14 protein-coding genes are annotated in these 13,481 nt (G+C 34.7%); 2 read left to right on the top strand and 12 right to left on the bottom strand.

Annotation, left to right across the window (positions count from 1 at the left end):
- Positions 1-13 precede the first annotated feature (13 nt).
- The 8 genes from HVS_RS06940 to HVS_RS06905 all read right to left on the bottom strand — a co-directional run bounded on the left by HVS_RS06940 (position 14) and on the right by HVS_RS06905 (position 8,564).
- Complete coding sequence (locus tag HVS_RS06940) at positions 14-2,236, bottom strand: glycoside hydrolase family 9 protein (protein ID WP_192876526.1); 2,223 nt, start codon at positions 2,234-2,236, stop codon at positions 14-16.
- A 136-nt stretch (positions 2,237-2,372) separates the two neighbouring features.
- Positions 2,373-2,903 (bottom strand): nitroreductase family protein, encoded by a 531-nt coding sequence (locus HVS_RS06935; RefSeq protein WP_101300568.1) that lies wholly within the window; start codon positions 2,901-2,903, stop codon positions 2,373-2,375.
- 42 nt (positions 2,904-2,945) lie between these two features.
- Entirely contained in the window at positions 2,946-3,701 is a 756-nt protein-coding gene (locus HVS_RS06930; protein ID WP_101304120.1) for an exodeoxyribonuclease III, read from the bottom strand.
- An 8-nt stretch (positions 3,702-3,709) separates the two neighbouring features.
- Positions 3,710-4,534 carry a mechanosensitive ion channel family protein gene (locus HVS_RS06925; RefSeq protein ID WP_101300566.1) on the bottom strand — a complete coding sequence of 275 codons (825 nt, stop codon included), beginning with the start codon at positions 4,532-4,534 and terminating at the stop codon, positions 3,710-3,712.
- 107 nt (positions 4,535-4,641) lie between these two features.
- A complete protein-coding gene (locus tag HVS_RS06920) occupies positions 4,642-4,923 on the bottom strand; it encodes a DUF1294 domain-containing protein (RefSeq protein ID WP_202861498.1) in 282 nt (93 codons plus the stop codon).
- 25 nt (positions 4,924-4,948) lie between these two features.
- On the bottom strand, positions 4,949-5,674 hold the full coding sequence (locus HVS_RS06915) for a M48 family metallopeptidase (protein WP_101300564.1): 726 nt from the start codon (positions 5,672-5,674) through the stop codon (positions 4,949-4,951).
- A gap of 330 nt (positions 5,675-6,004) precedes the next feature.
- Positions 6,005-7,699 carry a cellulase family glycosylhydrolase gene (locus tag HVS_RS06910; protein ID WP_101300562.1) on the bottom strand — a complete coding sequence of 565 codons (1,695 nt, stop codon included), beginning with the start codon at positions 7,697-7,699 and terminating at the stop codon, positions 6,005-6,007.
- Positions 7,700-7,916: 217 nt separating this feature from the next.
- Positions 7,917-8,564 carry a LysE family transporter gene (locus tag HVS_RS06905; RefSeq protein ID WP_101300560.1) on the bottom strand — a complete coding sequence of 216 codons (648 nt, stop codon included), beginning with the start codon at positions 8,562-8,564 and terminating at the stop codon, positions 7,917-7,919.
- A gap of 295 nt (positions 8,565-8,859) precedes the next feature.
- Here HVS_RS06905 and HVS_RS17755 point away from each other — a divergent pair, with 295 nt between their 5' ends.
- Both HVS_RS17755 and HVS_RS17545 read left to right on the top strand, forming a co-directional pair.
- Positions 8,860-9,198: a YceG family protein gene (locus HVS_RS17755; protein WP_108593940.1), complete on the top strand. Its 339-nt coding sequence runs from the start codon at positions 8,860-8,862 to the stop codon at positions 9,196-9,198.
- Positions 9,192-10,607, top strand: coding sequence for a S1C family serine protease (locus tag HVS_RS17545; RefSeq protein WP_101300558.1), 1,416 nt, complete (start codon positions 9,192-9,194; stop codon positions 10,605-10,607). Before HVS_RS17755 ends, HVS_RS17545 begins: the two co-directional genes overlap by 7 nt.
- Positions 10,608-10,616: 9 nt before the next feature.
- On the opposite strand, the gene HVS_RS06895 is transcribed toward HVS_RS17545, so the two are convergent.
- From HVS_RS06895 to HVS_RS06880, 4 genes are all read right to left on the bottom strand, one after another.
- A complete protein-coding gene (locus HVS_RS06895) occupies positions 10,617-11,006 on the bottom strand; it encodes a sulfite exporter TauE/SafE family protein (RefSeq protein WP_101300555.1) in 390 nt (129 codons plus the stop codon).
- 129 nt (positions 11,007-11,135) lie between these two features.
- The gene (locus tag HVS_RS06890) at positions 11,136-11,519 is read right to left on the bottom strand and encodes a sulfite exporter TauE/SafE family protein (RefSeq protein ID WP_101304116.1); all 384 of its coding nucleotides are present in this window, start codon (positions 11,517-11,519) and stop codon (positions 11,136-11,138) included.
- A 112-nt stretch (positions 11,520-11,631) separates the two neighbouring features.
- Positions 11,632-12,141: a GNAT family N-acetyltransferase gene (locus tag HVS_RS06885; protein WP_101300551.1), complete on the bottom strand. Its 510-nt coding sequence runs from the start codon at positions 12,139-12,141 to the stop codon at positions 11,632-11,634.
- A gap of 134 nt (positions 12,142-12,275) precedes the next feature.
- The gene (locus HVS_RS06880) at positions 12,276-13,454 is read right to left on the bottom strand and encodes a MalY/PatB family protein (protein ID WP_101300549.1); all 1,179 of its coding nucleotides are present in this window, start codon (positions 13,452-13,454) and stop codon (positions 12,276-12,278) included.
- Positions 13,455-13,481: the final 27 nt, after the last annotated feature.

Genomic DNA, 13,481 nt, shown 5'->3' with positions numbered 1-13,481 from the left:
ATACTGCAAATTTCTATCTTTCAACCATTTCCCCTATAGGATAGTTTACGGGAATTTCTAATACAAACCTGTTTAATAACGTATAGTCAAGGGTATCCACAATTCCGTCATTATTTATGTCAGCTGCTGCAGTAAAGGATTTTTGGGACTCCGGATCCGTATAAGTTAAAACTTCAAGTATATATCTGCTTAATAATGTTGAATCAATGGAATCAACCGTTCCGTCATAATTTATATCCCCAAGTTTGACTAAATTAGGTTCTTTCGTAGGTGTCGGACTTGGATCAGGTGTCTTGGTAGGCGTTGGTACCGGTAAACCGTCCGGCTCCATTCCATACACTCTCACACCGCCATCATACATAGGTATATATTCTGTACTTATACCGTTCATTCCGGCATCTTCAAGTCCTTTGTATGAATAGTCATTGCTGTTGTCCCAGTTGCCTTCTCCATACGGAGCTTCAATTATAAAGTATACATCTCTTTTATAGTCATTTATGCCACCCGGGAATATATTTATACCTGTCAAATCTATTTCCACATAGTATATATTTTTGTCCTTGTCCCAAGGCTTTAATCCTGAAACCTTTACACCCGGTGTGGATGCAGACACCCTGATGTCATCAGGTGTAAGACCTGCTTTAATTGTTTCAGAAATATCCACAAAGTATTTAGCGGACAATTTATCACTGGCTCTTGGTGGCCAAGCTGTTTTGTTCATTAGTGTAACTCTTAAATTGATAAAACTGATACCTGATGCCACAATGGCAGCTTCAACTTCATACTCCTGTCCCACTTCTTCAATGGCATTAAAGTTAGGAATAGGGTTTCCGCCATACTTTTGGTACATTTTAGCAAGAAGACCTACCACACCTGCATTATAGTCATTTGCCACTTCATTACTTTGGAAATCAATAATATGGTCAACATATGAATCATCGCTTCTTGGTCCTCCAACAAGAGCACCGTACAAAATGTGCCTGTGCTGTTCCGGATAGTCCATATCCGCTATGTATGAACCGTGAGCAGCCCTGTGGTGAGGACGCTGAGGATATTTGTCACCAAATCCCACTATAAAGCTTCTTCCTGTACTTCCTAATGCATAGTCTGCAGTGGATTTTGCAAAGTCGTGATATACCTTTGCTTTAGAAGAACTGCATCCCGACCAGTCAGCATAAACTTCTGCAAGAAAAGCAGTAGTGGTAGCATATCTTAAAGAACCCCATCCATCCAGCCATGCAAGTCCTTTTGGAGTATATGTAATACGCTCAGAACCCACTCCTACAGTCCACCAGTCCAAATGTCTTTCAATATTTTCTTTATAAAAAGGATTATTTGTTATTCTAGCCAAGAGAAGCATAGCGCCAAAAAGCTTGTTATCCCAGCAATGAGCCCATCTGTATTTTATTGTATCAGACCCAAGTTCCCTCTCCCAATGAGGCTCATAGGACTCAGCCTTGTCCAGGTAATATTGGTCTTCCGTAGCAAGGTATAACCATACAGCAGCCCATGTAAGTTCGTCATAAAAACCGCTGTGGGATGAATAAAAACCTTCCGCTGCTTTATATCCTGCATCACTTCTAGTAGTATCTGCAAAAGTGAAAAGATCCTTTGCATGACTCAGGCAAGTCTCAGCATAAGCAGGGTCGGTATCCCTGAAAATAATTGACGAAGATGCCAAAGCCGCAGCAGTTTCTGCCACAACTGTAGAACCTGGATTGTTCATATCCACTTTATACGACGGTCTTTCCATCTGCATTACTTCAGGTGAACCCCACCATGCATGGTCTTTTTGAGGGTCTCCAACTTGATAGTAATAAACATTCGGACTTGGATGACATTTAATATAATAATCTGTTGTCCACTTTATGGCATCCAATATGTAAGGAAGTTGTCCGCTTTGTACATATGCATCCTTCGACTCATATACACTCCAGGCAAGCATTGTTGTAGTATATGCCATAGGTAAATTAAACTTCACATGGTCTCCTGCGTCATGCCAGCCGCCTGTAAGGTCCAATCCCACATCTGCACCGTCCTGAAGTCCGGAGTCACCTCTCCAGTTATCTCTTTTGTTCTCCGGAAGCTTTCCGGAACGCTGGAACTCATAAAATATAATAGCCTTTTGCAATGCCTCTCCATAGTTAAAGTTTTTAGACGCACTAACGCTGCCCTTAAAAACCAATAGCGTTGACAGCATTGCGGCTATCAATACAACTGCCAGTACTTTTTTCACATTCTATCTCCCCTTTATTTTTTAAATATTTATTTAAAATTCCCCTAAAAATGCGGGGAACTTTAAAAGTCTAATTTAATAATATTATATCATAGGGAAACAGCGTGCTGCAATTAGTCTAAACTGAAGAATTACCTTAAGAATAATTGTATGAACCAAAATGTATTTTTTCAAAAGGAAGCTTATTTAAGTCATAACCTTCTTTTTTCTCATCAGGGTAACCTATTGCTATAATGCATTCAACAGCATATTTGTCAGGTATATTTAAAATGTTTTTAATATAGTCTTCCGCCTTTACCCCTTCTTTGTGATACCTGTCCCTTACCTGTATCCAGCAAGAACCCAATCCCAATGAATGGGCAGATAATTGAATTATAATAGAAGCTATTGAACAGTCCTCCACCCACACATCACATATGCTTGGGTCTGATATAACAACTATTCCCAAAGGAGCCCCTTCTAAAAATGCAGAGCTGTGTTCCCTGCACATGGAAAGCTTTTTTAAAACTTCTCTGTCTGTAACAACCACAAATTCCCATGGACGTCTTGACCTGGAAGAGGGTGATAATAAAGCACTCTTTAAAATAATATCCACCTTTTCTTTTTCAACAACCCTGTCCTGATATTTTCTAATACTGCGCCTTTCTTTTAATAAATCAAAAAACATTTTACCATCCTCCTGTCATAAAATTTTCTTTAAACTGAAGTTTTATAAATCAATTAAAAGTCCCACAGGACAGTGATCAGAGCCTAAAACCTCACTATGTATCTGTGCATCAATTAATTTGTCTTCAAGCCTTTTTGAAACACAAAAGTAGTCAATTCTCCATCCTGCATTCCTTGACCTGGCATTAAACATATATGACCACCAGGTATACGCCCCCTCTTTGTCAGGGTAAAAATATCTAAAGGTATCTGTAAATCCAGAATCTAGCAACACCTGGAATTTCTCTCTTTCTTCATCTGTAAAACCTGCATTTCTTCTGTTTGATGAAGGATTTTTAAGATCAATTTCTTTATGCGCCACATTCAAATCACCACAAAGAACTACAGGTTTAACTTCATCTAATTTTTTCAGATACTTTAAAAAATCATCTTCCCACTTCATTCTGTAATCTAATCTTACAAGCTCTTTTCCTGAATTAGGCGTATATACAGTAACAAGAAAATAACCCTCATATTCTAATGTTATTACCCTTCCTTCCTGGTCATGCTCCTCAATACCTATTCCATATTCCACATTTAGGGGTTCTTTTTTTACAAAAACCCCTGTACCTGAATACCCTTTCCTTTTGGCATAATTCCAGTATTGCTTGTATCCTTCAAGTTCTAATTCTAAAATCCCCTCCTGAAGTTTAGTCTCCTGAATACAAAAAACATCTGCATCCACTTCATTAAAATAGTCTAAAAAACCTTTTTTTAAACATGCCCTGATACCGTTTACATTCCACGAGATCATTTTTATCATATTTTTTAGCCTCCGTTTTTATTAATTAAATGTACACCCATTTGCGGGAAAGGTAAATTTATATTGTTTTCATCAAATTTTAACCTGACTTCCTCCTGCAAATCATAATATATAGTCCAGTAATTTGCTGCCTCACCCCAGACCCTTACTGTAAAAGTAATGGCACCCTCACCACTTTCAAAAAGTCTTATAAAAGGCTTCGGATCCTTTAAAACCAAGGGGTGGTTATCCACAATGCTATTTAAAATTTCTTTTACCTTTTTTATATCTGCTCCGTATCCCACACTAAACTTAAAATCCACCCGCCTTGTTTTCTCAACGCTAAAATTAATGATTTTTTCATTAACCAAAGCTCCGTTTGGAATTACAACCACTTTATTGTCAGGGGTGTTAAGTTTAGTATGCATAAGTTGTATTTCTTTTACTGTACCCGAATATCCTCCAGCCTCTATAAAATCCCCTATATTAAAGGGACGGAACAATAAAATAATTACCCCGCTTGCCAGATTTGAGAGGTTGTCCTTTAAAGCCAGACCAATGGCAAGCCCTGCAGCTCCTAATATAACTAAAAATGTATCTATTCCTATTCCCAAAACATTGGCTGCAAAAATAACCACAGCAAATTTCAATGAGAACCTGGACAAGGCTTTTATAAAGGAATTTAGTGTAGCATCTTTGTTGTATTTATTCATTGAATTTTCAATGGCTCTAACAATCCATTTAGACAGTTTAAAACCAATAATTAATACAAGAATTGCCCCTATTACCCCTGGTACATTAGCAAATAAAAAATCTTTAGTTCTTTCTAAAATTTCTTCTACATTAAACATAAAAAATCCACTCCTGTTTTTTGTTTTTTTATTTTTATTTCCTCATATTAATATTAATTAATTGTAATATTGATATGGGATTTTTTTCCTAAGTCCTGTAAATTTCTTTACAACGTGTATAAAAAGTATATCAATATTAAGTTTATAATGGCTATTAAAGGAATGCCTATTTTAAAACTCCAATGCCTTGTTTTATGCCTGAATATGTACATACCTGCTAAAACACCAAAGGCACCTGACAAAAAAGCTGATAAAAAAATTGTTTTTTCCTTTATACGCCATTTTGATTTTTCAGCTTTAGATTTATCTATTTTCATCATAATAAAAGTAATAATATTCCACAATACTATAACTAAAACTACTGCCCACTTCCAGTGACTTTCAAACAAAAAAAAATCACCCCTTCCTCAAAATTTATATCAAAAGCTTGTGTCCGTTTTCTTTAAGCCATTTGCGATGATTTTTATAATCCGGCATTATAGATGATACAATTTTCCAATAGTTTTTTGAATGGTTCATCTCTATCATATGGCATAATTCATGCACAATTACATAGTCAATAACTTCCATAGGAGCCATAACAAGCTTCCAGTTTAAATTAATGCTGCCTTTGCTGCTGCAGCTTCCCCAAAGGGTTTTCTGCTCACGGATTGTTATTTTTGTGGGATTTACACCTATCAAAATGCTGTATTTTTTTATTTTCTCTGCTGCAATATCCCTAAACCTTTCAACAAGCCATTTTTTTATCACATTTCTTATATTTCCCCTGGCATCTTCACCAATAAATTTTTCACTAATATATATAACCATATAGTGATTATCAATAACAACTTTTGGCCGGACATCTTCTTCTGTCTTTATAATCTTCAGGATATATTCCTTCCCAAGGTAAGAAATTTTCTCTCCATCTTCAAATTTCCTATATACATTTCTCTCTCTTTGTATTCTCTTTAACTCCTCTTGTTTTTTTAAAATCCAGGAAAGCTTCTCTTCTATAATTTCATCTATCTGATTTTTTGTAACGCTAAAAGGGGCTGAAACTTTTATGCTCCCATCTTCACGAAGCTGTATAGCTACAGTTTTCCTGTTACTGCGGACAATTTTATATTTAATTTTTCCGCTATCTAATGCTTTGCTCATACTGCCTCCGTTTTATAAACACAAATTTTTCAAGTAAATTTCCATACACTCTTAACAAAACTCTATGAATAAAAATTTATAATATATAGTTTCAAAGACAATTTTACTATAATTTTATTGTTATGTGAAGGATTTAGTGCTATACTCAGCATTCTACATAAACTATCACAATCTTTTTGCAAAACCAATTTTTGGATACATGGGATATATGGTTTTTAAAAAAGCTAAAATTTATTTAAAAATATTTTATAAATTTATTTAAAAAGCCATGTTGGAAATACATAAAAGTTCCAACATGGCTTTATTATATCCACTGCGCCCATACCTGTGTTAGTTTTTACTTACAGGAAATTCAGTTATTACACCAAAAATATACCTTCCTAAAAGTACATAATCCATGGTATCTACAACCCCGTCCCCATTTAAATCTGCTCTTTTCATATCTACACCAGACGGGGACATTTCAAGTAAAATCCTGCTTAATAATACAGCATCAAGGGAATTTATTTCGCCATCATCATTTAAATCCCCATAACTTATTGGTTCAATGGGTGTTTGTGTTGGTTCCTGGGTTGGAGTTGGACTTGTTGTTGGTGTTGGACTTGGTAAATTAGGGTCCTTTGTTCCATAGTATTCCCCTAATGAAATTCCGTTTCTGCCTAAAGGCACATTTTGGTCAAGTCCTATAAACTTGCCTTCTTCATTTTTCCACAAAGTAGGGTACAAAAAGTTGTCATATTTATAGTCATTCCACTTAAGATCCCTTCCGCCCGGAAACTCTGTTCCCTCATCACGGGTGAGCAAACCTCCGGTGTCTGCTGAGTCAATATTTATGCACCAAAATGTATGATGTAGTTCATATTTGTTTTCTATAATATAATCCCTTATAGCCCTTAAATACTTCTTATTAAGTTCTAAAAGCTTGTGATTGCCTTCTGTCATACCACCCCATTCACCAAGTAATAGCGGTGATATTCCTTCTTCCATAATAAATGCCCAATTGTCCCTCCAGCACTCTTCATATAAAATCTCTTTTGCCCTTTCATCATCTGCAGTAATAAATTCACCCTGGAACCAGGTCTGTTCGTATACTATAGGACCATAATCATGTGGTGAATAAACAAGTTGTTTTTGGTGTTTTCCTAAATTAATAGGGTATTTTCTCACGCCTCTAAGGTTACCGCCCCACCAGTTTCCATAATAATCATTAGTTCCAAACCACGGGGATGTATTAAATTCCTCATCATCCCATATATCATCTTTAGGATACATCTCTATACCCTCAACAAATATCAGTACATTAGGGTGAACTTCCAATATTGCCAATGCAGTCTCCTCTGCCACCCTTTTCCAGTTAGTTGGCCTGTCAGAGTCATCCCATATAGCACTTTCAGATATTCTTTTTAAATCACCGGCATTTGTGTGAGGTTCATTCTTAAGGTCAAAACCTATAACGGTATCATTGTTTTTAAACTCTTTGGCTGCCCACACCCATGCTTCTTTAAATATCTCTTCTGTTATCTTTCCTTTAAACCAAAGGGGATGTGTATGCCCCTGGTTGTCAGTTTCTGCACTATGTACGTCAATTATAACCTTTATTCCTAATCTTTTAAAATTTTCTAGCATGTAATTAAACAGCTCATAGCTATTCAGCCCAGCCAAGGTTGCATTGTTGTAGCTGGTGTCCACTGAAGGAGGATATTCCCCCTTGCTCCACGCATACAACAAGTCTGTAGCAATAGGTACCCTCACAACATTTATACCTTTGTCTGCCACCATCTCCATAACTGCTAATACATCACTGTGATAAGAATCTAAAAACATTCTCTCACGGCAGTTAAAACCAAACCAGTTAGCACCTGTTAACCATACTTTGTTGCCATGTTTATCTACGATATTGGTACCTTCCACATGAAACCAGTTACCGCCGTCACCGGACGCAGCAACAGGACTTTGGAAATTATGTATCGCTAATAATGATACACACATTACCAATATCATCAGTATAATGGTGATTTTTTTCATTTCCATTCCTCCTAATATATTTAAAATTAAAATATTAAAATCAACATTATTCATCTTAAGGGATTTTTGAAACCAATGGATTATAATACTGCAAAGAAGCGGAAAAATAGTGGTGTTACATAAACTACATAGATTAGATAAAAATATAGCAATTTCTCCCCGTCTTTAAGTTTATAATACCATATTATCTTAATGAATACAATAAAATTCTACGGTATCATGCATTAATAAGCATTTTCAAACCGCCGCTTATAAAGTATATGGAAAAGCCCATAATAAATACGCCCAAAAACAGAATAATCCAGCGATACACATTATCACTTATTAATTTCTTTCCTTTTGAAAATGCCAATGAAACTGACGAATACCATATAAAGTCCGATAAAATATGACCGGCAAAGAAAAATAAAATACCTATAACCCCTATAGTAAGAGCCTGACGTATTAATTCCATACCCGTAGATGCCCACCAAATAATAAAGTAAGGATTGGTAGCACTTACAATCAACCCTACCAGTACGAGATTTTTACCCATGATACTATTGCCTGTTTCTTGATTTTCCAAAGAAACTGATTTATTTTTACCTGATTTTATCATTCCATACCCCATCCATGCAAGAAAAACACCACCTGCCAGCCCGATAATTCCTCCAACTACCGGATTAGTAAAAAAATCTCTAAACCCCATAACCATAACTATAATCAATAAAATTTCCAATATCCCATGACCTAATACTATCAAAGGACCTGCTTTCCATCCTTTTTTTAAGCTTCCATCAATGGTGACTCCCAGCATAGTTCCCGGCACCATTGCCCCTGAAAAGCCTATTAAAAAAGATTTAAAAAACATTCCCCACAAAACCATATTATTTACCCTTTCATTATCCTTTCTGTATTGTAATTAAATTTATCCATAAAATATTTATTCCCAACTATCGAAAAAGTAAAAACTAAAAATAATTATAACATAATGCTCTTATAAGAAAATAATAAAAAAAACAAAAAATTATAAACTGATTACTATTTTCTTGTTTTTACATAAGGCATATGAGATAATGGTTATATATAGGTTTTTCTTGAAAAGAGGGGTATAGTTAATGATTTTAACATCCAGACCGGTTAAAACAATTATCCAAACTTCAGACTGTATTTAAGAAGATATTTTAATTCCGCTATCAAGAAGAAATGGTTTTTCCATTAGAAAAACACATGTAATTCCAATATACTTTTACAGATATATAGGTATAAAGGAAAACAAAGATATATATTATAAGGAACTGACTAATTTAGATAATAGACTTTTAGAACTTGGAAACTTATATTTAAAGTTTATTAAACCTATACCTTTTTTATTTCATGATGAAATTTCAAATTCTGCCGGAAATATATGGGAAGAAGTGGCTGAAAATCTAAATAAAAAACAAGACAACACATATCTTTTGTACAATGCAGGAATATTTCCATATGTTAAATCAGTACACTTACTGCTTCAATGGTGAAAGCATTCTCTGATATACTGAACCTTTTTTGGTCTAATTCTGATAATAAAAGCATTACCATATTAAAAAATTTTGGACTGAAGCTTTTAAATTGGATACATGAATATGTGCCTGGTTTATTTTGTGATTTTTGCACAGCTAATGCTAAATCTACAGAAATACACAATCCTAAAGTAATGTTTTACGGGGACATAAAAAAGCACGAAATATATTTTCTCATATTGCTTTCTAAACTTGGAACTGATGTTTTATATATAAACACTATGGCAAAGGATGAATTTGAAGATGTTGACAAACACTCCCGGCACTCTTATGTTTATAAACTCCCGTACACCCAGCCGCTAGAAGAGTTTCCCCGGTTTAAACTACAGCAAAAAAGCAACATTATTAAAAGCAATACTAATACAGTGATCCCTCCAATAAATTATACTCCTTTAGAAACTAAAAAAGCAGAAAATTTTGCTGAGAAAATACATACAGCGGAAAAAGTAGAAAAAACTAAAAAGTCCCTGGAAGAATTGGCTCAGCTTTCAAATTCAACAGTAATGATAAGAACTTATGATAAAAACGGGAAAATTCTCGGCAGCGGCTCAGGAGTGGTAATTAGCAATAACGGACTTATTGTCACCAATTATCATGTTATAGAAAAAGGTTTTTATTTTGGAGTGATTTTTGAAGGCATGGAGGAAAATTCCCAATACGAAACCCATACGGTAATAAACAGAAACCCTGACAAAGACTTGGCTTTAATAAAACTTCCTATTAAAACCAACGCTATAGCAATAAGCAGGGGTGAAGACATTGCAAGAGGTCAAAAAGTTGTTGCCATCGGAAGCCCTTTAGGATTAATGAATACTTTTTCAGAGGGCATAATATCAGGATTTAGAAAATCTCAAAAATGTGATTTTATACAAACTACAGCACCTATGTCACCGGGAAGTTCCGGAGGAGCCCTACTTAATATGTATGGTGAGCTTATAGGTGTGGCATCAGCCGGTTTTATAGATGGGCAGAATATAAACCTTGCTGTACCAAGTAAATATGTTTTAGATATGTTGGAGGAAAAATCCACAGTAATCGGTATGGAATTAATGGAAATGTATTCATCCTTTAGTTATAATAACATCAGGATTAATTTTGACGGACTGTTTGGCAGAAGCATTGTTGGATGCTATAATATTTTGTTATATCAATCCAGAACAGATAGAACAAATTTACTTGAGCTTGTAAAAAATAGAGATTTTTCAAATACTCTTGTAAATTATTATATAAATATTATTTCTAACCTTATGTCTAAACACAGCATCCAGGTTTATGAATTGCAATTAGGGGCTGGAAATTATATATTCACATATTCATATAGAAAAGGTAAAATTACAAACAAAGGCTGGGAATATATAAATTTATAAGTTTCCATATTATTTTTTAATTTTATCTTTATTTTTTTTTATTTTATTTTTCCCATCCTTTCTTATCATTTCGTTAATGCCTATCAAAAATAAAAAAACACCAAAACATTTTCTTAAAGTATCCTCGGACAAATTAACTGCAATCTGCGAACCTATATATGCCCCAAATAGCCCGAATATAATAATGGGCACTGCAATTTTAAAATCTATTTTTTTATTCTTTATGTGTATAATAAGTGCAACTATTGCAGTAGGTATAAAATATAGTAAATTGACACTCTGGGCTATGTGCTGGGGCGGCTTTACAAACATAACAAGGGCTGGTATTAGTATAGCCCCGCCACCTATCCCCATTCCACTCACTATTCCTGACACAATGCCTATTAAGAATAATTTCATAAATTCCTCCTGCCCATTTCTATATCATTTCTATATAATTGCTGTATCATTTCTAAATCGTTTCTACATCATTTCTACATCATTTCTACATCATCTCTACATCGTCTCTACATCATTCCTACATCATCTCTACATTATCATCCTGATTGCTGCAGCAATAATAAATATTGCAAAAATTTTTCTAAGGATCCCGGCAGGACATATGTTTAGAAGTTTAGCTCCTATATATCCTCCTACAATACCTCCCGTCACCACTTTATAGGTCAAAGTCCAGTCCACCAGATTATTTTTAATATAAAAAAAGCTGCTCACAATTGTAAGGGGCAGAATAATGGAAATAGCAGTCGCATGAGCTTTATGCTCATCACTTCCCAGCAAATATACCATGGCAGGTACTGCCAATGTGCCGCCTCCTGAACCAAAAAGTCCGTTAGCAATACCTGTAACCATCCCTATTACTATATATTTAAAATATTTTTTATTCGCTTTAGCAAATTTATTTAATAAATCCATACTAATATTTTTTATATTTATTGCGGATTTATACTGCAAAATTTATACTATAAATATTTGCACCATAAATATTTATAAATAGTAGTAAATTGTTATAAGTAATTATACGACATTATAAATTATTTTCAGGGTTGTCATTTGCAGAGTTATCATTTGCAGGGTTGTCATCATTTTTTTGTTCTAAAATAATTAGAAACGGCTTAAAATTAAACCTTTTATAAAAATTCAAAACCTCTTCATTTCCTATTGCCACATTAAGCCTTTTATTTTTTACTCCTTTTTCATCCATCCATTTTAATGATAAATTCATGAGGTTTTCAGCTATTCTGTTTCTTCTGTATTCCTCTTCAATAAAAATAGACTCAATCATCCCAAGTCTTTTTTCATCAATAGTGGATATACAAAATCCAACATACTTATCTTTTTCCCTATCTTTTGCTATAACAACTCTTATTTCTGACTTCTCAAGCATTTCCTCCGTTCTCCCGTCAAATGTCATCTGTGCAAACTTATGAGGAAAATATGTTGATTTTTCTTTATGATACTTTCTTTTTTTTATCCACAGAGGTCTTACTTCTTCAAGTAATTCCCGACCTCCCTCTATATAGCTGATATTTAACACTATACATCCTCCTGTGCTTTATAATATTTTTATCTTGTTTATAGTTTATCCAACTTTTCTTACTTTTCCTAAGAGTTCTGTATTTTCATGCAATTCTTGCTTTTATTAAAGATTAACCAATCTTAACAGTTCTTTCAATTGACGAGTTTTTCTACTGCTTTCTTTATTTTCTCCAAACCCTCTGATAAAACTGCTTTAGGGCAAGCAAAATTTAATCTCTGAAATCCAGAACCTTCTATACCAAATATTAAACCATCATTTAACCCTACACCCGCTTCATTAACAAAAAAGTCATTAAGCTTCTCCGGCAGAACTGGCAGTTCATTGCAGTCAAGCCATGCCAGGTATGTTGCCTCCGGTCTTATTACTCTTATTTGAGGAATATTGTCCTTAAAAAATTTCTCCAGCATATTTAAATTGCCCTCAAGATATAAAAGTAATTCATCCAGCCAATCTTCGCAATATGTATAAGCAGCTTCTGCCGCCGTCAAGCCAAAAATATTCAGCATATCTGCACCGGTTTTTTTTAAAGCATAAACAAACTTTCCCCTGAGACCTTCATCAGGTATTATTGCAGCAGATATGGAAAGTCCCGCTATATTAAATGTTTTTGTAGGTGACACCAACGAAATATAGTTTTTAAAATCCCCGTCCCGCAAACCGGTGGGAATATGCTTATACCCTTTAAACACTAAATCTGAATGTATTTCGTCTGAAATAATAAAAACATCATATTTTTTACAAAGCCTTAACACCTCTTCAAGCTCATTAGCTCTCCACACCCTTCCAATGGGGTTGTGGGGGGTGCAAAAAATCATTGCCTTCACATTGTTTTCAGCAAGTTTTTTTTCAAGATCTTCAAAATCAATTTCATAATATCCGTTATTGTTTTTAAGAGGATTTGTAATAAGCTCCCTTTCATTATTCTTAATACTAGAATAAAAAGGGTGATACACAGGTGTTTGTATCAAAATCTTATCCCCTGGATTAGTATATGCAAGTATTGCAGTTTTTATCGAAGTAACAATACCTGGACTATATACAATCCAGTCTTTTTCTATCTGCCAGTTATGTCTTTTTTTCATCCACCCGGACAAAGATGCCGAAAGGTTCTCCGACGCCTTGGTATATCCAAATACCCCGTGGCGGGCTCTTTGCACAAGTGCCTCAACTATAACAGACGGGGACTGAAAATCCATATCAGCCACCCACATAGGAAGAATATCCGCCTTTCCAAATACTTCTTTACAAAAGTCCCACTTCATACTGTTGGTGTTTTTCCTGTCTACAACCTCGTCAAATATATTTCTCATATAATCCTCCTTGTTCTAATACTCATC

Origin of the sequence: Acetivibrio saccincola (assembly GCF_002844395.1) — a bacterium.
GTDB classification, from domain to species: Bacteria; Bacillota; Clostridia; order Acetivibrionales; family Acetivibrionaceae; genus Herbivorax; species Herbivorax saccincola.
This window is presented reverse-complemented; position numbering and strand designations above follow the sequence as displayed.

Coding starts and splice junctions, on each gene's coding strand:
- HVS_RS06935 (WP_101300568.1), bottom strand. CDS start 2,903: ATGTTTTTTGATTTATTAAAAGAAAGGCGCAGTATTAGAAAATATCAG.
- HVS_RS06925 (WP_101300566.1), bottom strand. CDS start 4,534: ATGTTTAATGTAGAAGAAATTTTAGAAAGAACTAAAGATTTTTTATTT.
- HVS_RS06915 (WP_101300564.1), bottom strand. CDS start 5,674: ATGAGCAAAGCATTAGATAGCGGAAAAATTAAATATAAAATTGTCCGC.
- HVS_RS06910 (WP_101300562.1), bottom strand. CDS start 7,699: ATGAAAAAAATCACCATTATACTGATGATATTGGTAATGTGTGTATCA.
- HVS_RS06905 (WP_101300560.1), bottom strand. CDS start 8,564: ATGGTTTTGTGGGGAATGTTTTTTAAATCTTTTTTAATAGGCTTTTCA.
- HVS_RS17545 (WP_101300558.1), top strand. CDS start 9,192: ATGGTGAAAGCATTCTCTGATATACTGAACCTTTTTTGGTCTAATTCT.
- HVS_RS06895 (WP_101300555.1), bottom strand. CDS start 11,006: ATGAAATTATTCTTAATAGGCATTGTGTCAGGAATAGTGAGTGGAATG.
- HVS_RS06890 (WP_101304116.1), bottom strand. CDS start 11,519: ATGGATTTATTAAATAAATTTGCTAAAGCGAATAAAAAATATTTTAAA.
- HVS_RS06880 (WP_101300549.1), bottom strand. CDS start 13,454: ATGAGAAATATATTTGACGAGGTTGTAGACAGGAAAAACACCAACAGT.